Source organism: Kitasatospora sp. NPDC057595, assembly GCF_042800875.1.
Lineage (GTDB): Bacteria > Actinomycetota > Actinomycetes > Streptomycetales > Streptomycetaceae > Kitasatospora.
The window spans coordinates 61,404-85,409 of sequence record NZ_JBHVGL010000020.1 but is presented as its reverse complement, the minus strand read 5'-3'; the positions used below and the strand labels follow the sequence as shown (position 1 = coordinate 85,409).

The window sequence follows — 24,006 nt, the reverse complement described above, 5'->3', positions numbered from 1 at the left end:
GACGGAGTTGTCCGGAAGGCTTCGCAGCGCCCGGTGGTCCGGCCGGACCGCGGTCCGGCGACGGCCGGGCCGGTTCCGGGCGGCCGTGGAATATATCCGGCAGAACGTTGGCTTTCGGGCGGCGTTCATCATTTCATCATTGCCGCTCAACCCCATCTGCCCTGAGAATTGGACCGTACCCGGAGCCCGGTCCCTTGGACCATGCCTTTGGCGTACGCAGGCACCCGCGCGCCCGTGGGTCGGGAAGGAGGGCCGTGATCAGCGGAACCGACCGAGGTCAGTATCCCCTCGTCCGGAGTTCGGCCCTCAGACGGGTGCTCGATCTGGAGGCCTGGGCGGCCTCGGGGATCCCGCTGCTCCGCGATCCCCGCGAATTCGTCCTGGAGCTGCACCGGCGCCATCTGCCGCAGCCCGGCACGGTGGTGGTCGCCGTCCTGGACGCCCTGCACCGGGTGACCGCCTCGGCCTCGTTCGCGCCCTGGCCGCACGACGCGGACGGCTGGCTGCACCGCAACGCGATCCTCACCCACCTGCGCCAGGTCACCCCGCACGACCTGCGGCTGCCCGCCCCGAAGCGGACGGCCGTCCTGCTGAGCTGCCGCGAGGGCTCGGCCGGCTGGACGGAGCAGGACGGCGCCTGGATGTGGGCGCTGCGGGACGCGGCCGGCCTGCACGGGCTGCGCTGCGGAGCGTATGTCGCGCTGACCCCGGCCGGCTGGCAGATCCTCGGCGACGGGCGGAGCGGACGCAATCCGCACGCGGGTTCGTGGGCGGAGGGGCCGGTCCACACCGTGACGGAACTGCCGCAGCGCACCCCGCTGGAGACCCCGCGCGGCAACCGGTCGCAGCGCGGCGAGCGCTCCCCGCGGTCCCGCCAGTCCGAGCGCCCGTGGGGGCCGGCCCGGGTCGCGGCGATCGAAACGGCCCGGCGGACCGGCACCCGCTGACACACCCGCCGGCCGTTCGTCCGCCCGCCCGCGGTCCGGCACTGCCCACGGCCGGCACCCGTGACCGGGCCCCCGGCCCGGAACGCCCAGGCCCGCACACCTGTCGGCGCGCGGCGGGAAGGCCGAGGCCCGGCACCACGAGGGGTGCCGGGCCGGGATGGTCGTCGGGTCTCCCGGACGGTCAGCGCCGCCGGGCCCCGCCACCGGTGTCAGGCGGGCCGCCGCCGGGGGGCCGGAGCACCGGCTGCGGCGCGCGACGCACCGGCGGTGGCCGGGGCGGCTCCGCCGCAGACCACCAGCAGCGCCTCCGCGTGCCGCAGCGCCTTGGCGTACGCCGCCGCGGCCCGGTCGGCCGGACCGCCGTTGACGGCCAGCACGACCACCGGCCGGCGGGCCGGGCGGGTCAGCTCGGCGTCGGCGTAGAACACGTCGCCGCCCTCGGTGAGCTGCGCCCAGTAGCGCTCCTCGCCGAAGGTGAGCTCGTGCTGCTGCCAGGGGTGCGCCGCACCGACCGTCAGCACCAGGACGGTGCCGGGATCGCGGCCGGAGTCCAGCAGTTGGTCGACGGTCTCGTCCGCGCGGTCCAGCGCCTCCGCCTCGGTGGCGGGAACGTGCCGGACCTCGACCGACGCCGGGCGGGGTGCCGGTCGCGGAGGGGTGGGCTTGGGGATCGGGTTCGGGCGCGGCGAAGGCCCCGGACGGTCCACCCGCGCGGCCGCCGTACGCGGCGCTGCCGGCCGCGGCGGTGCGGGGCGGGGCCCCGGCACCGGGGCCGGCACGGCTCCGACGGCCGACGGTACGGCGGTGGTCGCGCCGCCGGTGGCGGGCACGCGGAGGGCTTGTGCGTCCGACTCGCGGGGGCTGGGAACGCCGGGGCCCGGGAGGCTCTCGTTAATCTCCGGCTCCTCGGGGAAGACAGGCATACCCGGATATCTATCAAATGCCGGTCGGACGCGCACGGGCGCCCCACCCCTTGGGCACCGCCGGGCCCCGCCGGCGACCCGGGCAGCTTCCAGACGTACCGTCAGAAACCGAGCGCGAGCTGCTCGCCGACGGGCTCCGCGGAGCCGGCGCCGCCGGGTCCGGGAACCGTCCGGATCCGCTTCAGGTGGCGCCACCGGGGCAGCCCGTCGAGATAGGACCAGGAGAGGCGGTGGTGTTCGGTCGGACCGAGCTCCTCCAGTGCGGCCCGGTGGACCGGGGACGGGTAGCCGGCGTTGTCGGCGAAACCGTACTCGGGGCACTGCTCGCCGAGATCGGCCATGAGACCGTCCCGGTGGACCTTGGCGAGCACCGAGGCGGCGGACACGCAGATGCACGACTGGTCACCCTTGATCACCGTGCGCACCCGCCAGGGGCCGCCGAGGTAGTCGTGCTTGCCGTCGAGGATCACCGCGTCCGGCTCCACCGGCAGTGCCTCCAGCGCGCGGACGGCGGCCAGCCGCAGCGCGGCGGTCATCCCGAGCTCGTCGCACTCCAGCGCCGAGGCGTGGCCGAGCGCGTAGGCGGTGACCCAGTCGGCGAGCACGGGCGCGAGCGCGCGGCGGCGGAGCTCGGTGAGCAGCTTGGAGTCGGTCAGACCCTCCGGGGGCCGGCGCAGACCGGTGACGGCCGCACCCACGGTGACCGGCCCGGCCCAGGCGCCGCGCCCGACCTCGTCGAGGCCGACGACGACCTTGGCGCCGGCGCGGCGCAGCGAGCGCTCGACGGAGTGCGTCGGCGGGACGATGGGCATGATGGGGTCCGTTCAGCTGGTCGGACTCCAGCCTATGCCACCCCGTCGGCACGCCCGGGCGGCGTCGACGTCAGACTGCCGCACCCCCCGGGGGGCGACCCGGCACCGCCGCGCCCCGAGCCGGCACGGCCCCGCCCCGGAGCCGGAGCCGGAGCCGGAGCGACCTCAGGGGCGGATCAAGGGGACCAGCACCTCGTCGACCAGCTGGTCGACGAACTCGGGGCCGATCCGGCAGCCGCACACCTTGACCCGGTACAGCAGCATCGCCGGAACGACGTCTGCGATCAGCGGGGTGGCCGCGCCCGGACGGACGTCGCCGCGCTCGGCGCCCCGCCGGAGGATGGCCAGGATCACGGCCTTGGTCGGCTCCAGCATCCGCTGGGCGATGAAGTCCTTGAACAGCTCGGCCTGGTCGTGGTCCAGCTCGGCCATCAGCGCGCTCACCGCGCCACCCGCCCGGGAGCTCGCGACGGAGACGAAACTCTCGACGAGGTAGTGCAGTTCGGCCCGGGCGGACCCGAGGGCGGGAGTGTCGGTGGGGCGTGGCAGAGTGGAGTCCAGGGCGTCGATGACCAGTTCCACCTTGGACGCCCACCGCCGGTACAGCGCGGCCTTCCCCGTCCGGGCGGCGCCGGCGACCCCCTCCATCGTCAGCCGCGCGAATCCGCCGGAGGTGAGCTGATCGAGCGCCGCTTCGAAGATCGCCGCCTCCAGCTCCCTCCCCCGCCGCCGACCCGGCCGTCCCAGGGCCTCGGCGACGACCTGGACGGGGCAGGCGGCCCGCGGGGCCTCGGATGCCCGTTGCGCCGACCGACCGGCCGACCGGCCGACCGCAGGAGCTGCCGGAAGAGCTGCCGGGAGGCCTGTCGGGAGACCGCCCGAGCGGTCCGCCGCCTGGCGCCGCACCAACTGATCCATTGTCACCAACCCTAAGGAACGCTTGCGTTCATAATCTCGCCAACGCTATCGTCCACATTAGTGAACGATTCCGTTCCTTCATAGCCCGCGGGACGCCGACGGGCCGCGCCGGACCCCAAGGTCCGCAGCATACGAAGCAATAGCCAGCAGGGGGCATCAACTTGGCTATCTCCGACACGCTCAGCAAGAACTCTCCACCGCAAGGTGGCCGCAGCGCGCACAAGGGCATCACCCTGGCCGTCATCGCGGCCTCGCAGTTGATGGTGGTGCTCGACGCCACCATCGTGAACATCGCCCTGCCGCAGATCAGGGACGCCCTGGACTTCTCCACCACCAACCTGTCATGGGTGATCAACGCCTACACCCTGACCTTCGGCGGCCTGCTGCTGCTCGGTGGACGCGCGGGCGACATCCTCGGCCGGCGCCGGGTCTTCATCGCCGGCACGCTGCTGTTCGGCCTGGCCTCGCTGCTCGGCGGCTTCGCACAGGACGGCGGCATGCTGCTGGCCGCCCGCGCGCTCCAGGGCATCGGCGGCGCGATCTGCTCACCGACGGCCTTCGCCCTGATCGCCACCAACTTCGACGAAGGGCCCGAACGCAACCGGGCCTTCGGAGTGTTCTCGGCGGTGGCCGGTTCCGGCGCCGCGATCGGCCTGCTGGCCGGCGGTGTGCTGACCGAGTACCTCGACTGGCGCTGGGTCTTCTTCGTCAACGTGCCGATCGCGGTGCTCATCGCCTTCGCCGCGCCGCGCTACATCGCCGAGTCCGAGCGCCACCCGGGCCGCTTCGACCTGCCCGGCGCGCTCACCTCGACGCTCGGCCTGGTCGGCCTGGTCTACGGCTTCATCCGCGCCGCGTCGGACGGCTGGAAGGACGGGCTGACGCTCGGCTCCTTCGCCGCCGGTGTGATCCTGCTGGTCGCGTTCGTGATCATCGAGCGCCGGACCGCGCAGCCGATCACCCCGCTGAGGCTGTTCGCCGACCGGAACCGCACCGGCGGCCTGGTGATGATGCTCTGCGTGGCCGCCGCCATGTTCGGAATCTTCTTCTACATCACCCTCTTCGTGCAGGGCCCGCTGGACTACAGCCCGCTCAAGGCCGGCTTCGCGTTCATGCCGATCAGCGCGTCCATCATCGTGGCCGCCCAGATCGCCTCCAGCCTGCAGGTCAAGTACGGCCCGAAGCCGTTCATGGCGGGTGGCGCGCTGCTGGTCGCCGTCGGGCTCTCCTGGCTGACCTTCATGAACGCGGACAGCGGCTACGTGGACGGGATCCTCGGCCCGACGGTGGTCTTCGGCTTCGGCATGGGCCTGATCTTCGTCCCGGTGATGCTGCTCTCCGTCGCGGGCGTCTCCGGCCAGGAGACCGGCGCCGCCTCCGGCCTGCTGAACTCCATGCAGCAGATCGGCGGTTCGCTCGGCCTGTCGATCCTGACCACGGTGTTCGCGCACTACGCGACCAGCGAGGCCAAGGCGCAGGTGCCCGCCTTCATGGCCACCGCCACGCCGGAGCAGAAGGCCTGGCTGATGGAGAAGCAGGAGTTCCCCAAGGGCACTGCCGCGGCCAACGAGGTGCTCGCACAGGGCATCTCGCACGGCTTCATCGCGGGCGCCGCGCTGGCGGGCCTCGCCTTCGTGGTCGCCGTCGTCGTCATCAAGGCCAAGGCCGCCGACCTGCCGTCGGACACCGCCGGCGTCGCGATGCACTGACCTCACGATGAACTGACGTCACGACGCACCGACGTCACGACGCACCGACCGCGTCGCGACACGCACCGACCGCGTCACGACGCACCGACCGGCCGCCCTCCCGGGGGGAGGCGGACCGGACGGGCAGGGGCCGGCCGGGAGCAGCACGCTCCCGGCCGGCCCTCGCCGTCCCCCGCCCAGCACCGATCCCCCCGTACCGATCCCCGCCCCCGCACCGATCCCCGGCCGGGCTCAGCCGCCGAAGGTGCGGCCTGGGCGCAGCCCGACCCGGTCACAGGCGCTCTTCCCGTCCGAGAGGCGGTCGGCCGCCGGGCGATCGGCGAGGATGTCCCGGGCCCGGGCCCCGGCCAGGCTGGTGGCGTACCAGGGGGTCGGACCGTCCTGCGCCAGGTCGGCGGCGACGACGTTCAGCGCGCAGGTCCGGTAGTCGCCCGGCAGCCGGTCCAGGGCCGGGACGGCGTCCGGTGAGAGGCCGCGGACATTGCGCAGGTCGATCTGCCCGGTCCGCTCGAAGCGGGCCACGTTGTGCTCCGCGACCAGGGCGTCCGGCCCGATCAGCCCGTACCCGGCGGCGGCCAGCGCCGCGCTGAGCACCACCGCGCGGGGCAGCCAGCCGGCCGACGGGGTCAGGCCCGCCGCGACCAGCAGCAGGAAGACCACCCCCAGCCACAGTTCGACCGCCAGCACCCAGAGCCGAAGCGTGGTCAGCCCGGAGGCGTCCACGTAGAACCACATCCGGCCGAGCGCCGAAGCCACCACGACCAGGGTGAGCAGGCAGAGCGCGACGAGCAGCAACCGCGCCAGCCGGCGGTCGGTCCCGGTCCCGCGCGGCGCCCAGCGCTTGGCGACCGCGACCACCACCAGGGCCAGCACGGTGACCACGAGCAGCTGCCAGAAGCCCTGCCGGGCGTACTCGGAGCGGCTCATCCCGGTGCGCTCCAGCACCGACTCGCCGCCGCCGAGCACCACCACACCCTGCACCACCGCGAAGGCGCCGAACATCAGGTTCAGCGCGACCAGCGGCAGCGCCCACTCCGTCCGGCCCCTGGCCCGGCCCGGCCGGACCCGCGTGCGGTCCCAGCGGCGCGGGCCGGCCGCGATGTGGGCGAAGCCCAGCGCGGTCGCCAGACCGAGCACGAACAGGGCCACCCGAGCGGGGAGCCGGCCGAAGTCCAGGCTGGGCACCAGGCTTCCGAGGACGTCGGCCATGGCGGCGTCGGCACTGGCGAACAGGGCGCCGAAGACGGCAAGCAGCACGGCCGCCACCACGACCCCCTTGAGCACCGGCACCACCCGGGCGCGGCTGTTCCCGCCGCGGGCCCGCAGGCTCGCCCGCGCCCACACCAGGGCCGGCACGAGCTGCCAGAGCACGCCCGGCAGCGCGAGCAGGACACCGCTCCAGCGCCGCCCGCCGTGCAGCGCGAGCGAGGCCAGGCCGAGCGCCAGGACGGTGCTCAGCAGCACCGGCCAGCCGGCCTCGTACCGCGCCGGGACTGCGAGCAGGGCGAGTGCCATCGCGCTCCACACGACCGTCCAGACGCGCAGCCGGCGGCCGGCCTCGCGGGCGGCGATCCCGGCACCGGCGGCGGTGAACGCCGCGCAGAGCAGCAGGTTGACGCCGAGTCCGTCGATCAGGAGCCAGGAGGTGAGCAGGCCGGCCAGCACCGCCGCCAGCACCGTCCGGCCGGTAACCGGGGCCTTCTTGTCCGGGTCGCTGGGCCGCAGCCAGGCGAACGGCTGCGGCGCGGGCGTACCGGGCACCCGGTACGGTCCGGCGGCGGGACCGGGGCCGTAACCGGGACCGTGGCCGGCACCGGGGCCGTAACCGGAGGCGGGCCCGCGACCCGGCGCGGCCCCGGACGCGGCCCCGGGCACAGAACCGGCCCCGGCGCCGCCGCCGGGCGGCACTCCGTCCGCGGCGGGCGTGCTGAATCCGGACATGGCTTCCCCCTCAATGGTCGGGTGGGCGTGCGGAAGCCACCCTCCGGGCGGTCCGCCGACGAGCACGCGGAACCACACCGGTGAAGGCACCGGGCGCCACGGCCGATGCCGACTGTAGACCATTCTGAACAGGTTCAAAAATGCCGGACCCGGCTCCGTCACACCCCTGTGACAGAACCGGGTCCGATGTCCCGACGCACTCCTGAGCAACGATCAGAGCCCGATCGGAGCCCGGCCGGCCGATCGGAGACCGACCGGAGCCGGCCGGCGCCGGCCGATCGGCGCCGCCGCGCGCTCAGTACGTCCCGAACAGCGAGTACTGGAACGAGTCCCTCACCGAGGGCCCGAAGTCCGCCGGCCACGTCCCGAACGGCACCACCGTGTTGCTGTACGCGCCCTGCCCGGCGGCACCCGTCGAGTAGTTCATGTTGTTGACCGTCGAGCTCGCCCCGTTGCTGTTGTAGACGAACCAGTACGAGGTGCGGGCGCTCAGCGTGAGGTCCACCGGCAGCGAGTTCCACGCGTTGGCCGTCAGCGTGCCGGTCCCCGTACTGGCGACCAGCGTTCCGGGCGAACCGCCCTCGTCGGTGTAGACGGCCAGCTGGTACCGGTTGTCGGGCGCCGCGTTGACCGGACCGACGTGCACGCTCAGCGAGGTGAGCGCCACCGGGTCGGCGCCGGTGGTCACCCGGCTGCCGTTCAGGTGGTTGGAGTCGGTGTCGTCGATCAGCGAGCCCACCGCCACGTTCCCGATCGTGCGCGGCTCCGCTCCCCCGGTGGTGAACGAGACCGCGAACGGACCCGCCAGCGCGTTCCCGGCGAGGTCCCGCACGCCCTGGACGGTCGCGGTGTACCCGGTGGTCAGCGCCAGCGGGGCGCCCGGGGTGAACACCACGCTCGCCGTCGACGCGTCGTAGCCCACCGTCCCCACGACGGCCGCGCCGCCCGCGGCGGGCCGCAGGGTGACGGACCCGCCGGTCACGCTCGCCGGGTCCAGCGGCTCCCCGAAGGAGAACCGCACCGCCGCGCCCGGAGCCACCCCGCTCGCCCCGGCGGCCGGGGTGGTGCCGAGCACAGTCGGCGCGGTGTCGTCGTGGCCGTAGTCGGCCGTGTACGAGCCCGCCGCGCCGTCGAAGAACGCGTATGCCACGCCCTTGACCGTCTCGACCCGGTACTGCACCTGGCGGCCCCCGGAGGTGATGCCGGTGAGCGTGCCGGCGGCCGCGTTGAACGGCAGCATGGCGCGCAGCCCGGTGGCCCCGCCGGTGATGTCGAAGGTCAGCGAGCCCCCGCCCGGGGCACTCGGGTGCCAGGCCAGCCTGCCGAATGCCGAACCGTTGCGCCCGTCCAGCCAGGTGAGCATCTGCCGGCCGGACACCACCGGCACGCCCCGCGCCCTGGCCGCCGCGACGACCGCGTCCGAGGCGGCGGAGGCGGCGAAGTCGGTGTGGATGTTGGCGGTCAGCGCCGCGTAGTAGCCCTGGGCGCCGTACGCCGCGTCGAGCAGCGTGGTGACGGTGCCTGGGTACGACTGGCCGGACTCGTCGGTGAGCTGGGTGGTGGCCTGGTACTCGTCGATCACGCTGCCGTCGGTGTCGGCGAAGCGCATGATCTGGGCGGTGCCGTTGAAGTAGCCGGGCCGGTCCTGGGTGAAGCTCGACGGGTAGAAGTAGTAGTCGGTGTCCAGCCGGATGCCGTTGGCCAGCTTGGTCTTCGCCTGGGTGGCCCAGTCGTCCCACTCCACGCAGTGCGTGCGGCTGCTCGACGGGTTCGGCAGGTTGGGGTACTTGGCCCGCCAGGCGGCCAACTGGTCGCGGTAGTAGCCCTGCAGGACCGCGGTGCCGCCCCAGGGGCGGCAGTTGGTGGTGACGTGCACGCCGACCTCGAAGCCCTGGTCGCTGTAGGCCTTGGCCTGCGCCGGGGTGAGCGGGTCGTCCGTGTAGATGTACGAGGAGCCGCGCACGCACTCCCAGTTGGCGACCGAGCAGCCGGGCGGGCTCTGTGCGAGGTAGCCGTCCCAGCGGCCGGCCGTGCCGCCGACGCCGTGGTCGTCGCCGGTCATCACCACGACGGCCTTGACGTCGCGCGGGAAGTACCAGAACCGGGGCAGCGGCTTGTCGCCGGAGGCCAGTTGGGTGAGCAGGTTGGCGAGCAGCCGCTGCTGCTCGTCGGCGATCGGGATCAGCGCCTTGTCCAGGTCGTTCCAGTCCGGCTGCCCGCCGGTGCCGAAGAACATCTCGCTGGCCTCGTAGCCGTCGACGCCGTCGCGCTGCTGACCGGCCCAGGCGGGGTTGCCCTGACGGGTCTGCACCACCGACTTGGCCAGGTCGTAGCTGAACGCGGCGGCCCGGCCGCTGCCGGCCGCGCGCAGGGCGACCGCCGGGTTGGCGGTCGCGGTCGCCGCGTCGCTGTACAGGGTGGCGACGGCGGTGGCACCGCTCAGCGCGTAGAGGTCGGCGGCTCCGTGGTAGCCCATGGTGTCGCCGGTGATCCCGGCGCCGGGCGCGGCCGCGGTGTTCACCTTCAGGTAGGCGTCGGCGCGGGTGCCGGACACCGGGGTGAGGCCGAACAGCGGCGCGAGCTGCTTGTCCGGGCGCATCGCCACCAGCTGTCCGCCGGCGTTGGTCCAGGTGCTGAACAGGTTCGCCTGGGCTGCGGTGAGCGGCGTCTCGCCGAGCAGCACCACGTCGGCGGAGGCCAGTACGGCGCTGGTGACGGCGGAGACGTCCACCTGGCGGTAGGCGTTCAGGCCCTCCGCCTTGAGGATCTCCGCCAGGTAGCGGGTGTACGGGTTGGCCTGGCTGGTGACCAGCAGGATCGGGCCCTCCGCGCCCGGCCCGACGCCCGGGGCCGGATCGGACGGGGCCACCTCGGCGGTGGTGTACGTGGCGTGGATCGAGAAGCTGGTGGCGATCGTGGTGACCGGGCCCGCGGTGGTCGGCCAGCTGCCGAACGGCTGGCCGGCGTTGCCGTAGGCGCTGGTGCCGCCCGGGGCGTAGCGCAGGTTGTTGACGGTGGGGCCGGAGCCGTTGGTGTTGTAGGCCAGCCAGTAGGGGGTGTTGGCGGCCAGGGTGGCCGTCACCGGGACGCTGTTCCAGCCCGGCCCGGTGAGGGTCGCGGTGTCGCTGCTCGCCAGCAGGGCCCCCGGACTGCCGCCGTCGTCCTGGTAGATCGCCGTCTGGAACCGGTCGTTGGGTGCGGCGTCCACGCTGTCCACGTACACCGAGATGCCGCTGACCGTGCCGCCGGACGAACCGGTCACGTAGCGCGAGGCGTTGAGGTAGTGGGAGTCGGCGGTGTCGGTGCGGACGCCGGCCTCGGTGGGGCCCAGCGTCGCCGTGGCGGCCGCCGCCGGGGGCGCGCCCGGTCCGGTGGCCAGCGCCGCGGCGGTGGCGAGCGCCGCGAGCAGGCCCACCGCCCGCCGCCGCCACGATCCGCCCCTGCCTCTGTCGCCACCTCTGCCCGCGCCGCCCGTACCCGCTCGTGCGCGCATGCCGGTACCCGCGTCCGCCATGACCGCCCCCCTGTTTCATCTCGGCCAACTCCCCCTAACGGTGTACCGGTTGCCCGTCGGCCGTGTCCACAAAATCACCACATTCGCCATCGGACGGCGTGAACCCCGACGTCCTCCCCGGGCAACGCCCCACCGGCCCCGGGCAACGCCCCACCGGCCCCGGGAAAAGCCCCACCGGCCCCGGGGCGGAGCCGGGGTCACCCCTTGACCGACCCGGCCAGCAGCCCCCGCACGAAGTAGCGCTGGAGCGCGAAGAACACCCCCAGCGGGATCACGATCGACAGGAACGCCCCCGCCGTGAGCAGTTCCCACCGCCCGCCGAAGGAGCCGGACAGCTGCGCCAGTCGGACCGTCATCGGCGCCACCTCCGGTGTGCCGCCGGCGAAGGTGAGCGCCACCAGCAGGTCGTTCCAGACCCAGAGGAACTGGAAGATCGCGAACGAGGCCAGCGCGGGGGTGCAGAGCGGCAGCACGATCGAGCGGAAGATCTTCATGTGCGAGGCGCCGTCCACCACCGCCGCCTCCATCAGGTCGCGCGGCAGCTGGGCGATGAAGTTGTGCAGCAGGAAGATCGCCAGCGGCAGCGCGAACATGGTGTGCGCCAGCCAGACCGGCGCGTAGGTGCCCTTGAGGTCCAGCGCCGGCAGCAGCGTCAGCGAGCCCAGGTGCGCCCCGCCCGAGAACAGCTGGAGCAGCGGGATCAGCGCCATCTGCAGCGGCACCACCTGGAGCGCGAAGATCACGAAGAACAGCGTGTCGCTGCCCCGGAACCGCACCCAGGCCAGCGCGTACGCGGCCATCGCCGCCAGCACCAGCGGGAACAGCGTGGCCGGCACGCTGATCGCCAGCGAGTTCACCAGGAAGGGCATCAGCCCCGTGGAGACGCCGGAGCCGCCCTCGAACAGCACGGTGTGGTAGTTGTCCAGGCCGAGGTCCGGGTGGAGCAGGGCGTTCCACCAGCCGTCGGCGGTGACGTCCTGTTTGGGACGCAGCGAGGTGACCAGCAGCCCGAGCGTGGGAACGGTCCACAGCACCGTCACCACGATCACGAAGACCGAGCCGAGTGGGGAGGAGAAGGCCTTTCGGACGGCGTTGCCGTCGCGCCGTACGCTCATCGGACCGCACGCTCCTTGCGCAGCTGGAGGATGTTGTAGGCCACCAGTGGCAGCACCGCGAGGAAGAGGAGCACCGCCAGGGCACTGCCCCGCCCGGTGTTGAACTGGACGAAGGACTGCGAGTACATCTCGTTGGCCAGCACCTGGGTGCCGAAGTTGCCGCCGGTCATGGTGCGGACGATGTCGAAGGCCTTCAGCGTGGTGATCATCACCGTGGTCAGCACCACCACCACGGTGGTGCGGATCATCGGCACGGTGACGTACCAGAACAGCCGCACGCCCCGGGCGCCGTCCAGCCGGGCCGCCTCGGTGACCTCGTCCGGGATCGCCTTGATCGCCGCCGAGAGCACGACCATCGCGAAGCCGGTCTGCACCCACACCATGACGGCCATCAGCAGGAAGGTGTTGAGCGGCTGGGAGAGCAGCCAGTTCGGCGGATCGTCCCAGCCGAGCGTGATCGCCACCTGGCTGAGCAGACCGATCTGCCGCTGCGAGGGGTCGCGCGACTCGTAGACGAACTTGAAGATGATCGAGGCGCCGACCAGCGAGATCGCCATCGGCATGAAGAGCAGCGACTTGTAGACGGCCTGACCGCGCATCCGGTCCACCAGCAGGGCCAGGACAAGGCCGAGACCGGTGGCCGCCAGCGGGGCGATCACCAGCCACAGCAGGGTGTTGACCAGGACGTCGCGCACCGAGTCGTTGGTCAGCGCCCAGCGGAAGTTCTCGCCGCCGACGAACCGGCTGCTGTCGTCGCTGTGGAAGCTCAGGTAGACCGTGCGGACCAGCGGCGCGACCAGGCCGACCAGCAGCAGCACCACGGCCGGGCCGAGCAGGACCAGGACGGCCAGTGGGCGGGCGAGCCGGCCGGAGGCGCGCCCGGCGACCAGGAAGACCAGCAACAGGATGCCGAGGAAGCCGGCGATCGCTCCGAAGCCGTTGCCGAACTTGACCATCGCGTCGCCCCAGGCGCCGGCGGAGAGGGACATGGCGGGACGTCCTTTCCCAACGGAGGGCGGAACGGGGAACCGGGAGGAACGGAAGGTGAGAAGACCCGGGGCCGCGCACGCCGGGGACAGCGGGCGGCGGCAGGGCCGGGCGCGCGGGCAGGGCCGGGGCGCGGAGAAGGGCGGGAGCACGGGGAGGGGGGAGCACGGGGAGGGGTGGGCGGTGCGGGTGGGTGGCCCCGCACCGCCCTTCGGCAGGTGGTCCTGCGCCGCGCGCCGCTACTGCGGCCAGGCGGCGTCGATGTCCGCGGCGGTCTTCTGGATCGACTGCCCCTCGGCGAACCAGGCGGTGAGCGACTTCCACTCCTGCCCGGCGCCGACCGCGGCCGGCATCAGGTCCGAGCCGTCGAACCGGAAGGTCGCCGCCGGGTCGGTGAGGGCGTCGGCGGAGATCCGGTCGATCGGATCGGTGTACAGGCTCTTGTCCACGCCCTGGTTGGCCGAAACCCAGCCGGTCGCGGTCCGCACCCGGCTGCTCGCCCACTCGCTGCTGGACAGGTAGTTCTGCACCGCCTGCACCTCGGGCCGGTTCGCGAACGCGGTGAGGAACTCGCCGCCGCCCTCGACCGGGTTGGCCACCGACGGGCTCACCGCCGGCAGCGGGAAGGCGAAGATGTCGCCGTCCGGGCCGATCCTGGTCTCCTTGGGCCACTGCGCCTTGTAGAAGGAGGCCTGCTGGAGCATGAAGCACTTGCCGGTGAGGATCGGCGCGCCCGCGTCCTGGAAGGTCGTGGTGGCGATCGACTTCACATCGCCGTAGCCGCCGTTGACCCAGGCCGGGTTCTGCATCCAGTCGGCGACCGTCTTCATCGCCGCGGCGATCTTCGGGTCGGAGAACTTCACCTGGTGGTTCACCCACTGGTCGTACACCTCACCGCCGTACGAGCCGAGGACCACCTCCTCCAGCCAGTCGGTGGCCGGCCAGCCGGTGGCCGTGCCGGAGGCGATGCCGCCGCACCACGGCTTGCCACCGCCCGCCTTGGCGATCGTGTCGCTGAGCGCCATCAGGTCGGCCCAGGTCTTCGGCGGGGTGTAGCCGGCCTGCTTGAACGCCTTGGGCGAGTACCAGACCAGGGACTTCATGTTGGCGCTCATCGGCGCGGCGTAGAAGGTGCCGTTGACCGAGCCGTAGGCCTTCCAGACCGGGCTCCACTTCCCCTGGTTGGCCACGGTCTGCTCCGGCGGCTTGACCACCTTGCCGCTCTTGACCATCTGCGCCAGCAGGCCGGGCTGCGGGATGATCGCGAAGTCCGGGGCGTTGCCGCCGCTCACCCTCACCGGCAGCTGGGACTCGAAGTCGTTGCTGCCCTCGTAACTGATCTTGATGCCGGTGCACCTCGCGAAGTCCGCCCAGGACTTCTCCAGGTTGTCCGACTCGGGGCTGAGGATCGAGGCGAAGACCGTCACCGTCTTGCCCGAGTGCCCGGCGTACGGCTGGTAGGCGGCGCAGTCGGCGGAGAGGGTCCGGCCGTCGCCCGACCCTCCCGAACTTCCGGAGCTGTCCGAACTGTTGGAACAGGCCGCGGTCAGCGCGGCGGCGGCCAGCAGGGCCACCGCCGCGAGCGGGCGGCGCGGGCGGCGCCGGTGCCTACGGTCGGCGGGCGGCAGGGCGGTCGTGGACGGCACGGTCGGGGTGGGAGTCAACGCGGTCCTCCTCGCCAGGGCGTGAACGCTCGGCTGTACGACGGAACGACATTGCGCTGTACAGGAGTTGGACGTTCGGCATGGACGCGGCGGCCGGCCGATCTGAAGACGTTAACGCAGCTGCCACGCGCCGCCAAGGTCCGGGAACGTCCTTCGCTCCCGGGTGTCCCGGTTGTGACCGGCCCTGTCCGGAGGAACGCCGGCCCCGCCCGGAGGAACGGAGCGGGGCCGGGCGGGCCGCGCGGAACCGGGCGGGACCGGGCGGGACCGGGCGGGACCGGGCGTCAACAACCGGAGCCGGAGAGAAGAAACGATTCTTCTTCAGAACAGGCGGACCGGAAGCTCCTTCAGCGCGTTCACCACCAGCGAGCCGCTCGGCCGCAGCTCCTCGTCCGGCACCGCGAGCGACAGCCCGGGGAACCGCTCGAACAGCGCCGGCAGCGCGATCCCCGCCTCCAGCCGGGCCAGCGGCGACCCCGGGCAGACGTGCGGCCCGTGCCCGAAGGACAGGTGCCGGATCGGGTCCCGGGTCACGTCGAACACCTCGGCGGTCGCACCGTGCTGCGCCGGGTCCCGGCCGATCGCGTTGTACGAGATCAGCACCGGCTCGCCCGCCGGAATCACCGTGTCGCCCACCGGCACGTCCTCGGCGGCGAACCGGAACAGGAAGTTGCTGGTCGGCGGCGTCCAGCGGAGCGACTCCTCCACCACCGCGTCCCAGCCGACCTTCCCCTCCCGCACCAGCGCGAGCTGGTCCGGGTGGGAGAGCAGCGCCCGCACCGCGTTGCCGATCAGGTTCACCGTGGTCTCGTGGCCCGCCGCGATGATCACCCGCAGGGTGGCCGCCGCCTCCGCGTCGGTCAGCGCCCCGCCCTCCGCGTCGGCCAGCAGCAGCACGCTCGCCAGGTCCTCGCCCGGGACCGCCCGGCGCTGCGCCACCAGCCCGTTGACGAAGGCGTTCAGCCCGGCGATGGTCGCCTGGATGCCCTCGGGGTTCGGCCGGGCGCCGAAGAACCGCTCGTAGAGGTCCCGCAGTCGGCCGTGCTCCGACTCCGGCACGCCCAGCAGCGAGCAGATCACCGTCATCGGCAGCGGGAAGGCGAAGGCGGACTTCAGGTCCACCACCGGCTCCCCCGCCGCCAGGGTGTCCAGCAGCTCACCGGTGATCGCCTCCACCCGCGGGCGCATCAGCTCCACCTGACGCGGGGTGAACGCGTGCGCCACCAGGGCGCGCAGCCGGCGGTGCTCGGCGCCGTCGGTGGTCACCATGCTCGGGCCCGGCACCGCGAGGCCGATCAGCGGCCAGGTCCTCGGCACCTCGCCGCGCCGGTAGGCCGCCCAGTGCCGGGCGTCCTTCACCAGCCGGGCGTCGGTCAGCAGCTCACGGGCGGCCGCGTGCCGCGTCACCGCCCAGGCGGCGACTCCGCCGGGCAGTTCCACCGGCGCCACCGGGCCGGCGGCGCGCAGCAACGCGCCCTCGGCGGCGTTGTCGCGCGCCAGCGGATCGAGGGCGATCGGGGCGGGGGCGGTCATCGGCTACGACTCTCCTTCGGTTCGGGTCCAGCGGTCCAGCGGTCGCGGGGTCCAGCGGCCCCTGGGGCCCTGGGCCCGGGGTCCGGCGGCCGCGCGTCAGCCCGCGTACTCCGGGGTGAACGACACCGGCAACGCCACCAGCCCGCGTACCCAGGCGGACGGCCGCCACACCAGCGCGTGCTCGGCCACCGCCAGGCGCAGGTCCGGCAGCCGGTCCAGCAGCACCTCGACCGCCGTCGTCGCGATCACCTCGGCCGCCTCCTGCGCCGGGAACGGGCAGCCGTGCTCGCCGTACGAGTAGCTCAGGTACGCCCGGTTCCCCTCGGCCGGCCGCCCGTCCGGCCGACGCACCGAGGGGTCCGCGTTGGCACCCGCGAAGCCCAGCAGCACCATGTCCCCGGCGGCGATCCGCTGCCCGCCGAGCCGGGTGTCCCGCACGGCCCAGCGGCCGGCGAAGATCTGCGTCGGGGTGTCCTCCCAGAGCGCCTCGTTCAGCGCCTGGCTGATGCTGCGCCGGCCGCCGGACAGCGAGGCGGCGAACCGCTCGTCGGTGAGCATCAGCCGCAGCGCGTTGGAGACCCAGTACGAGCAGGGCTGGTGACCGGCGATCAGCAGCACCCGCAGGTCCCGCATGACCTCCTCGTGGGTCAGGCCCGCCGGGTGCGCCAGCATCCGCGAGGCGATGTCCTCGCCCGGGTGCGCGGCCTTCTCCTCGACCAGCCTCAGCATCACCGCGAGCAGCCGCTGCGCACCGGCGGGCGCGTCCGCACCGCCGTCCAGCATGGTCAGCAGGCCCTCGATGAGCACCGGCGCCTGCTCCTCGCTCAGCCCGAGCACCCGGCAGAGCACCAGCAGCGGCAGCCGGTGCGCGTACTCGGCCACCAGGTCCGCCTCGCCGCGCCCGGCGAACTCGTCGATCAGCCGGTCGGCCAGCTCCTCGCAGTGCCTGCGCAGCTCGTACGGGTCGACGGCGGCCAGCGCGTCGGTGACCGCCCGCGAGCGCCGGACGTGCTCCTCGCCCTCGGCGTAGAGGATCGACGGCACCGGGGCCATCATCGGCTTGAGCGGCCAGTCGCCGGGGATCTCCGACCAGCCAGTCCAGCGGGTGGAGTCCCGGCCGAACAGCTGCGGCTGACCGGTCACCAACTGGAGCTCTCGGTAGCCGATCACCAGCCAGGCCGGCACCCCGCCGGCCAGCTCGACCGGTGCGACCGGGCCGTGCGCGGCCCGCATCTCCCGGTAGACCTGGGACGGGTCGGTCTGGAAGCGCGGCCCGTACAGCGGGACGGCACCGGCGTGCGCCGGGCAGCCCGGCGGCGGGGTGGCGGCGGGCTCGGTCACGGGGTGCTCTCCTCAAGGACGTCAAGGACGGGGGCGGCGCCGACGGGGACAGCGGGGAGGGCGGGGCAGGCGGGGACGGCGGGGAGGGCGGCGGGGGAACCCGCCCGCTCGGCCTCGACCCGGGCGGTCAGATGACGGACCAGCTCGATCAGCACCTGCTTGCCGGACGCCCGGTCCCGGGCGTCGCAGTCCACCAGCGGCACCTCGGGCGGCAGGTCGAGCGCCGCGCGGACCTGCTCCAGGGTGTGGGTGGGCTCGCCGAAGTTGTTGCGGGCGACGATGAACGGGGTGCCGTGGTGCTCCAGCCGGTCGATGGCGTACCAGGAGTCCTCCAGCCGCCGGGTGTCCACCAGCACCACCGCGCCCAGGGCGCCGTTGAACAGCCGGTCCCAGAGGAACCGGAACCGTGCCTGCCCCGGCGCGCCGAACAGGTACAGCACCTGGCTGGCGGAGAGGGTGATCCGGCCGAAGTCGAAGGCGACCGTGGTCGACCGCTTGCCCCAGGCGCCGGTGGGGTCGTCGATCCCCTCACCGGCCTTGGTCATGATCTCCTCGGTGTTCAGCGGACGGATCTCGCTGACCGCGCCGACCAGGGTGGTCTTGCCCACGCCGAAGCCGCCGACCACGACGATCTTCAGCGCGTTGTCGGCGGTGCGGCGCAGCGGCGTCCGCCCGGTCGGCCGCTCGTCCCGGTCCTCAGAGCTGTTGGAGTCCATGCAGTACCTGCTTCAGCGTGTCGAGATCGGGCAGCCGGGCCCTGGTCGGTGCGAACCGGGGGTGGCGGGCGGTGATCGACCCGGCCTCCAGCAGATCACCGAGGAGGATCTTCACCACCGACACCGGCAGCGCCAGCTCCGCGGCGAGCTCCACGACGGCGGTCGGCGCCTCGCACATCCGCAGGATGCGCGCGTGCTCCGACTGCATGCCCGGTTCCGGCTCCCGCTCGGCGACGATCAGCGTGACCAGGTCGAACGCGTTCTCCGGGGCTCGGCTGCGGCCCCTGGTGATGGTGTACAGGCGGTCCGGGTCGTCGTCCCGGCCCGGCACGACCGGCCGTCCGTCGGTGTTCCCCCGGCCCGCGCTCATGCCCGGGCGCTCCCGTCGGCGGCCCGCGCGGCCGCGGCGTCCTCCCGGGCCGGGGCGCTGAGGTGGATGCCGATCTGCTCGATCAGCCCGTGCATGTTGTGGCCGACCACGCCCACGTCGGCGTCCTCGTGGGTGACCACGGCGAGGTGGGCGCCCTCACCGGCCGCCACGATGCACAGCACGCCGCCGTGGAACTCGGTCATCGACTGCCGCACCCCGCCGGTGCCGTCGCCGAACTCGACGGACGCGCCGTGCGCCAGGCTCTGCAGGCCGGAGGCGATGGCGGCGAGCTGGTCGGCCCGGTCGTTGTCGAGGCCGGAGGTGTGGCAGAGCTTGAGGCCGTCGGCGGAGAGCACCAGGGCGTGCCGGGTGCCGGGGGTGCTGGTCAGCAGGTTTTCCAACAGCCAGTCGAGGTCGCGGTCGGTGACACTGCTCATCAGGAGTCCTTCTCGGTGACGGGGGAGACGTCGGAGGCGGGGTCGGTGGCGGACCGGGCGCCCGGAGTGCCGGTGGCCGGTGCGGCGGCCCCGGCCGACGCGCCGTCCGTGGCCGGTGCACGGTCCGTGGCCGGCAGGGCGGCCCGGCGGAAGGCGCCGAACCGGGCGGCGGCGCCCGCCGCGTCGGGTCGGGCGGCCCGCTCGGCCGGGGCGGCCGCAGGGGCGGCCGAGCCGAGCGTCTGGCCGCGGCGGCGCTGCGGCAGCCCGCTGTCCGTCACCGCGGGGGGCTGGACGGAGGTGGCGGGCGCCGGGCGGGCGGGGGTGAGCGCGGGGCGCGCGGCCCGTTCGGCGGGTACCGACGCGGGCGCGGGTGCGGGCGCGTCGGCCGGGACGGGCGCCGGTGCGGGGTGGGTGACCAGCTGCTGCGGGATCAGCATCACCACGCCGGTGCCGCCGCGCGCGGAGGGCCGGAAGGAGATCTGCAGCCCGTGCTTGCGGGCCAGCACCCCGACCACCGCGAGGCCGATCCGGGTGCCCGCCGACAGCGTGGTGAGGTCCAGCGCCTCCGCCGAGACGGCCTGCTCGGCGCGGCGCAGCCAACTGTCGCTCAGGCCCAGGCCGCTGTCCTCGACGGTGATCGCCAGACCGGCCGGCACCTCCTCGACGTAGACGTGCACCTCGGCCGGCGGGGCGGAGAAGTTGGTCGCGTTGTCCAGCAGTTCGGCCAGCGCGTGCATCACGCCCTCGGCGGCGAACCCGGCCACCGCGGCCGTGCTGGCATTGTGCAGCCGCACCCGCTGGTAGGCCCCGATCCGGCCGAGCGCACCGCGCAGCACCGACTCCACCGGGATCGGCTTGCCCCAGCGCCGGCCGGAGCGGGCGCCGGTGAGCACCGCGATGCTGTCGGCCATCCGGCCCGCCTGGGCGGTGGAGTGGTCCAGGCTCAGCAGGTCGCCGAGGACGTCCTCGTCGTGCCGGTGCTGCATCTCGCGCAGCTCGGCGTGCATGCTCGTGGCGAGTGCCTGGACCCGGCCCGCGGCAGTCGCGCAGACGGCCAGCGCGGCGGCCCGCAGCCGCTCGCCGCGGCCGATCTCCTCGGCGACGGCGCGCAGCAGCGCGCGCTGGGGGTGGTCCCGGTGGGCGGCCAGCGCGGTGTCCACGGTCGCGCCGGTGCGCAGCCGCTTCACCACCTCGGGCAGCACCTCGTCGGCCAGCCGGTCCACGACGGCCCGCTCGGCGCGCTCCGCCTCGGCCTGTGCCCGGGCCCGGGCGGCGTCCGCGCGGGCGGCCGTGACCTCCTCCTCGGCCCGCCCGAGCGCGGCCCGTGCCTCGTCCCGCTCGGCCTCCGCGGCGGCGGCCCGCGCCTTGGCGGCCGTCTCGGCCTGCTTGGCCGCACCGGCGACGACCAGCGCTGTCATGGCCTCGTCGTCCTGTCCGGCCAGCTCGGCCTCCAGCCGCCGGGCCCGCTCGGTGGCGCTCCCGGCCTGCCAGACGGCGATCAGCCAGAGCGCGGTGACGGCCACCACCGCGGCCGCGGTCACCGGCTGCCCGGCGTCGACCGCCCGCATCACCCCGACCGGCCCGACCACCGCCGCCAGCAGGGCGGCCGCCGCCGTCAGGGCCCTGGTGCGGACGTCGGGTCGACGGAGCGGCCCGCCGTCGGGGCTGGTGGGTCCTGTCATCGGTGCGGTGTCCTCGGCAGAAGTCGGGCGAATGCGCGACCGCCCGGCCGACGTGGTGAAACGTCTCCGGGCGGCGATTCGGTTCACGCAGTCGGCCGATCATATCCATTCAGACGTTTCGCTCAACCGACAAGTTGACGGTCAGTCCCGTCCCGCCACGCTCCGTAGAGCACTCCGGCCCCGCGCGGTGAACGGAGAGCGCCCGGTCCGCGCCTGGGGACGGAACGGGAAAAGCCGGAAGGCGGGGCGAGGACGTCATGTCCTCGCCCCGCCTTCAGCGGTGGCTCACCTCGTGCGCGAGGTGCGGGCCGGGGTCAGCTGCAGCCGCTGGTGGAGCCGCAGCCCTCGCAGAGGTAGCAGCTGCCGGCGCGGCGCATCTTGGTGCCGCAGGAGAAGCAGAGCGGCGCGTCGGCGTTCAGGCCCAGCTGGATCTCGATCAGCTCGGTCGAGTTGTGGGCCTGGGCCGGGGTGGCCTTCGCGGCCGGGGCCGCGGCGGCGGCCGGCCGGGCGGCGGGGGCCACCGGGGCGGACTGGGCGAGCGTCTCGGTGTCCAGCTCCTCCTCGGCCTCCAGCGGCTCGTAGGACCCGGTCTCCAGGTGGCGCTGGCGCTCCTCGACGGAGTGGATGCCGAGCGCCGAGCGGGTCTCGAACGGCAGGAAGTCCAGCGCCAGGCGGCGGAAGATGTAGTCGACGATCGACTGCGCCATCCGCACGTCCGGGTCGTCGGTCAGACCGGCCGGCTCGAAGCGCATGTTGGTGAACTTCGAGACGTAGGTCTCCAGCGGCACGCCGTACTGGAGGCCGACCGAGACGGCGATGGAGAAGGCGTCCATCATGCCCGCGAGGGTCGAGCCCTGCTTGGACATCTTCAGGAAGACCTCGCCGAGGCCGTCGTCCGGGTAGGAGTTGGCGGTCATGTAGCCCTCGGCGCCACCGACCGTGAAGGAGGTGGTGATGCCCGGGCGGCCCTTGGGCAGGCGCTTGCGGACCGGGCGGTACTCGACGACCTTCTCGACCGCGGCGGCCGGGGCCTCCTCGGCCTTCTCGTCCTTCTTCTTGGCCGAGAGCGGCTGGCCGACCTTCGAGTTCTCGCGGTAGATGGCGAGCGCCTTGACGCCCAGCTTCCACGCCTCGAAGTAGATCTCCTCGACGTCCTCGACGGTCGCCGAGGCCGGCATGTTCACGGTCTTGGAGATGGCGCCGGAGATCCACGGCTGGATCGCGGCCATCATCCGGACGTGGCCCATCGGGGAGATGGAGCGCTCACCCATGGCGCAGTCGAAGACCTCGTAGTGCTCGGTCTTCAGGCCCGGCGCGTCCACCACGTTGCCGTGCTCGGCGATGTGGGCGACGACCGCCTCGATCTGCTCGTCCTGGTAGCCCAGGCGCTTGAGGGCGCGCGGGACGGTGCCGTTGACGATCTGCATCGAGCCGCCGCCGACCAGCTTCTTGAACTTGACCAGCGCGAGGTCCGGCTCGACGCCGGTGGTGTCGCAGTCCATCATCAGGCCGATGGTGCCGGTCGGGGCGAGCACCGACGCCTGGGCGTTGCGGAAACCGTTCTGCGCGCCGATCCGGAGCACGTCGCCCCAGGCCTCGGTGGCCGCGGCCCAGACCGGGGCGTCCAGGTCGTCGAAGGAGACGGCGGCCTTCGAGGCGTCCGCGTGCTGCTTCATGACCCGCTGGTGCGGGGCGGCGTTGCGGGCGTAGCCGTCGTACGGGCCGACCACACCGGCGAGTTCGGCGCCGCGGCGGTAGGCGGTGCCGGTCATCAGCGAGGTGATGGCACCGGCCAGGGCGCGGCCGCCCTCGCTGTCGTAGGCGTGACCGGTGGCCATCAGCAGGGCGCCGAGGTTGGCGTAGCCGATGCCCAGCTGGCGGTAGGCGCGGGTGGTCTCGCCGATCTTCTCGGTCGGGAAGTCCGCGAAGCAGATCGAGATGTCCATCGCGGTGATGACCAGCTCGACGACCTTGGCGAAGGTCTCGGCGTCGAACGAGTCGTCGTCGCGGAGGAACTTCATGAGGTTGAGCGAGGCGAGGTTGCAGCTGGAGTTGTCCAGGTGCATGTACTCGGAGCAGGGGTTGGACGCGTTGATCCGGCCGGACTCCGGGCAGGTGTGCCAGTGGTTGATGACGGAGTCGTACTGGATGCCGGGGTCGGCGCAGGCCCAGGCGGCCTCGGCCATCTTGCGGAAGAGGTTCTTCGCGTCGACGGTCTCGATGACCTCGCCGGTCATCCGGGCGCGCAGGCCGAATTCGGTGCCGTTCTCGACGGCGGTCATGAATTCGTCGCTGACGCGGACCGAGTTGTTGGCGTTCTGGTACTGGACGGAGGTGATGTCGTCCCCGCCGAGGTCCATGTCGAAGCCCGCGTCGCGCAGGGCGCGGATCTTCTCCTCCTCCTTCACCTTGGTCTCGATGAAGGCCTCGACGTCCGGGTGGTCGACGTCGAGCACGACCATCTTGGCCGCGCGGCGGGTGGCGCCACCGGACTTGATGGTGCCGGCGGAGGCGTCGGCGCCGCGCATGAAGGAGACCGGGCCGGAGGCGTTTCCGCCGGAGGACAGCAGTTCCTTGCTGGAGCGGATCCGGGAGAGGTTGAGGCCGGCGCCGGAGCCGCCCTTGAAGATCATGCCCTCTTCCTTGTACCAGTCGAGGATCGACTCCATGGAGTCGTCGACGGACAGGATGAAGCAGGCGGAGACCTGCTGGGGCTGCTTGGTGCCGACGTTGAACCAGACCGGCGAGTTGAAGCTGAACACCTGGTGGAGGAGGGCGTGGGTCAGCTCGTGCTCGAACACCTCGGCGTCGTCCGGGGTGGCGAAGTAACCGTTCTTCTCCCCGGCGGCGCGATAGGTGAGCACCACGCGGTCGATGATCTGCTTGAGGCTCCACTCGCGCTGCGGGGTGCCGACCGCGCCGCGGAAGTACTTGGACGTGACGATGTTGACGGCGTTGACCGACCAGAAGTCGGGGAACTCGACGCCGCGCTGCTCGAAGTTGATCGAACCGTCGCGCCAGTTGGTCATCACGACGTCGCGCCGCTCCCAGCGGACCTCGTCGTACGGGTGCACGCCAGGAGTGGTGTAGATGCGCCCGATCCGCAGGCCGCCCTTGGGGGCCTTGCCGGCGCCGCCCTTGGCCGCCGTCTTGTCGGACTTCGACCCGCGTGCGGAACCGCTCGTGGTGTCTGTCACTTCTGTTCCTCCTCCTGGTTGGGCAAACGCCCGGAGTGCCCCGAAAAGTCCGGGCACGGCTGGTTCGCTCTTCCGGTGTGCGGGCAGGCGGGAGTCCCCGCCGACCGCGCACGATTTGTCATGGTCTGTGCGCCGTTTTCGGGCACACGTCGGCCCTCGAAGGGGCCGGGGGTGCTGCCGACCCCGGAAGGGGCCGGTGA

17 protein-coding genes are annotated in these 24,006 nt (G+C 73.1%); 2 read left to right on the top strand and 15 right to left on the bottom strand.

The window, feature by feature from the left end; translation table 11 throughout:
- The first annotated feature begins 314 nt into the window (after window positions 1-314).
- A complete protein-coding gene (locus tag ACFU9E_RS26850) occupies window positions 315-947 on the top strand; it encodes a hypothetical protein (protein WP_380686448.1) in 633 nt (210 codons plus the stop codon).
- A 209-nt stretch (window positions 948-1,156) separates the two neighbouring features.
- On the opposite strand, the gene ACFU9E_RS26845 is transcribed toward ACFU9E_RS26850, so the two are convergent.
- The 3 genes from ACFU9E_RS26845 to ACFU9E_RS26835 all read right to left on the bottom strand — a co-directional run bounded on the left by ACFU9E_RS26845 (window position 1,157) and on the right by ACFU9E_RS26835 (window position 3,600).
- Window positions 1,157-1,654, bottom strand: a complete 498-nt coding sequence (locus ACFU9E_RS26845; RefSeq protein WP_380686450.1) for a hypothetical protein — start codon at window positions 1,652-1,654, stop codon at window positions 1,157-1,159.
- A 317-nt stretch (window positions 1,655-1,971) separates the two neighbouring features.
- Window positions 1,972-2,682, bottom strand: a complete 711-nt coding sequence (locus ACFU9E_RS26840; RefSeq protein ID WP_380686452.1) for a ribonuclease HII — start codon at window positions 2,680-2,682, stop codon at window positions 1,972-1,974.
- Between the two features lie 165 nt (window positions 2,683-2,847).
- Window positions 2,848-3,600 carry a TetR/AcrR family transcriptional regulator gene (locus tag ACFU9E_RS26835; RefSeq protein WP_380686454.1) on the bottom strand — a complete coding sequence of 251 codons (753 nt, stop codon included), beginning with the start codon at window positions 3,598-3,600 and terminating at the stop codon, window positions 2,848-2,850.
- Between the two features lie 161 nt (window positions 3,601-3,761).
- On the opposite strand from ACFU9E_RS26835, the gene ACFU9E_RS26830 reads away from it, so the two are divergent.
- Complete coding sequence (locus tag ACFU9E_RS26830) at window positions 3,762-5,309, top strand: MFS transporter (RefSeq protein ID WP_380686456.1); 1,548 nt, start codon at window positions 3,762-3,764, stop codon at window positions 5,307-5,309.
- 231 nt (window positions 5,310-5,540) lie between these two features.
- On the opposite strand, the gene ACFU9E_RS26825 is transcribed toward ACFU9E_RS26830, so the two are convergent.
- The 12 genes from ACFU9E_RS26825 to ACFU9E_RS26770 all read right to left on the bottom strand — a co-directional run bounded on the left by ACFU9E_RS26825 (window position 5,541) and on the right by ACFU9E_RS26770 (window position 23,806).
- Complete coding sequence (locus ACFU9E_RS26825; RefSeq protein ID WP_380686980.1) at window positions 5,541-7,070, bottom strand: DUF4153 domain-containing protein; 1,530 nt, start codon at window positions 7,068-7,070, stop codon at window positions 5,541-5,543.
- A gap of 475 nt (window positions 7,071-7,545) precedes the next feature.
- Window positions 7,546-10,665, bottom strand: a complete 3,120-nt coding sequence (locus ACFU9E_RS26820; protein WP_380686982.1) for an Ig-like domain-containing protein — start codon at window positions 10,663-10,665, stop codon at window positions 7,546-7,548.
- 296 nt (window positions 10,666-10,961) lie between these two features.
- Window positions 10,962-11,879 (bottom strand): carbohydrate ABC transporter permease, encoded by a 918-nt coding sequence (locus tag ACFU9E_RS26815; RefSeq protein WP_380686984.1) that lies wholly within the window; start codon window positions 11,877-11,879, stop codon window positions 10,962-10,964.
- Window positions 11,876-12,868: a carbohydrate ABC transporter permease gene (locus tag ACFU9E_RS26810; RefSeq protein WP_380686986.1), complete on the bottom strand. Its 993-nt coding sequence runs from the start codon at window positions 12,866-12,868 to the stop codon at window positions 11,876-11,878. Before ACFU9E_RS26810 ends, ACFU9E_RS26815 begins: the two co-directional genes overlap by 4 nt.
- Before the next feature lie 237 nt (window positions 12,869-13,105).
- Window positions 13,106-14,530, bottom strand: coding sequence for an ABC transporter substrate-binding protein (locus tag ACFU9E_RS26805; RefSeq protein ID WP_380686722.1), 1,425 nt, complete (start codon window positions 14,528-14,530; stop codon window positions 13,106-13,108).
- Between the two features lie 321 nt (window positions 14,531-14,851).
- Window positions 14,852-16,063 (bottom strand): cytochrome P450, encoded by a 1,212-nt coding sequence (locus ACFU9E_RS26800; protein ID WP_380686724.1) that lies wholly within the window; start codon window positions 16,061-16,063, stop codon window positions 14,852-14,854.
- 96 nt (window positions 16,064-16,159) lie between these two features.
- The gene (locus ACFU9E_RS26795) at window positions 16,160-17,404 is read right to left on the bottom strand and encodes a cytochrome P450 (protein WP_380686726.1); all 1,245 of its coding nucleotides are present in this window, start codon (window positions 17,402-17,404) and stop codon (window positions 16,160-16,162) included.
- Window positions 17,401-18,120 carry an ATP/GTP-binding protein gene (locus tag ACFU9E_RS26790; RefSeq protein WP_380686728.1) on the bottom strand — a complete coding sequence of 240 codons (720 nt, stop codon included), beginning with the start codon at window positions 18,118-18,120 and terminating at the stop codon, window positions 17,401-17,403. The genes ACFU9E_RS26795 and ACFU9E_RS26790 overlap by 4 nt, the downstream gene beginning before the upstream one ends.
- On the bottom strand, window positions 18,101-18,490 hold the full coding sequence (locus ACFU9E_RS26785; protein ID WP_380686730.1) for a DUF742 domain-containing protein: 390 nt from the start codon (window positions 18,488-18,490) through the stop codon (window positions 18,101-18,103). Before ACFU9E_RS26785 ends, ACFU9E_RS26790 begins: the two co-directional genes overlap by 20 nt.
- Window positions 18,487-18,927, bottom strand: a complete 441-nt coding sequence (locus tag ACFU9E_RS26780) for a roadblock/LC7 domain-containing protein (RefSeq protein WP_380686732.1) — start codon at window positions 18,925-18,927, stop codon at window positions 18,487-18,489. The genes ACFU9E_RS26785 and ACFU9E_RS26780 overlap by 4 nt, the downstream gene beginning before the upstream one ends.
- A complete protein-coding gene (locus ACFU9E_RS26775; protein ID WP_380686734.1) occupies window positions 18,927-20,609 on the bottom strand; it encodes a sensor histidine kinase in 1,683 nt (560 codons plus the stop codon). The genes ACFU9E_RS26780 and ACFU9E_RS26775 overlap by 1 nt, the downstream gene beginning before the upstream one ends.
- 314 nt (window positions 20,610-20,923) lie before the next feature.
- On the bottom strand, window positions 20,924-23,806 hold the full coding sequence (locus ACFU9E_RS26770) for a vitamin B12-dependent ribonucleotide reductase (RefSeq protein ID WP_380684120.1): 2,883 nt from the start codon (window positions 23,804-23,806) through the stop codon (window positions 20,924-20,926).
- Between the last annotated feature and the right edge of the window lie 200 nt (window positions 23,807-24,006).

Excerpts from the sequence above, each read along its gene's own strand:
- ACFU9E_RS26840 (WP_380686452.1), bottom strand. The coding sequence starts at position 2,682 with ATGCCCATCGTCCCGCCGACGCACTCCGTCGAGCGCTCGCTGCGCCGC.
- ACFU9E_RS26835 (WP_380686454.1), bottom strand. The coding sequence starts at position 3,600 with ATGGATCAGTTGGTGCGGCGCCAGGCGGCGGACCGCTCGGGCGGTCTC.
- ACFU9E_RS26815 (WP_380686984.1), bottom strand. The coding sequence starts at position 11,879 with ATGAGCGTACGGCGCGACGGCAACGCCGTCCGAAAGGCCTTCTCCTCC.
- ACFU9E_RS26810 (WP_380686986.1), bottom strand. The coding sequence starts at position 12,868 with ATGTCCCTCTCCGCCGGCGCCTGGGGCGACGCGATGGTCAAGTTCGGC.
- ACFU9E_RS26800 (WP_380686724.1), bottom strand. The coding sequence starts at position 16,063 with ATGACCGCCCCCGCCCCGATCGCCCTCGATCCGCTGGCGCGCGACAAC.
- ACFU9E_RS26790 (WP_380686728.1), bottom strand. The coding sequence starts at position 18,120 with ATGGACTCCAACAGCTCTGAGGACCGGGACGAGCGGCCGACCGGGCGG.
- ACFU9E_RS26785 (WP_380686730.1), bottom strand. The coding sequence starts at position 18,490 with ATGAGCGCGGGCCGGGGGAACACCGACGGACGGCCGGTCGTGCCGGGC.
- ACFU9E_RS26780 (WP_380686732.1), bottom strand. The coding sequence starts at position 18,927 with ATGAGCAGTGTCACCGACCGCGACCTCGACTGGCTGTTGGAAAACCTG.
- ACFU9E_RS26775 (WP_380686734.1), bottom strand. The coding sequence starts at position 20,609 with ATGACAGGACCCACCAGCCCCGACGGCGGGCCGCTCCGTCGACCCGAC.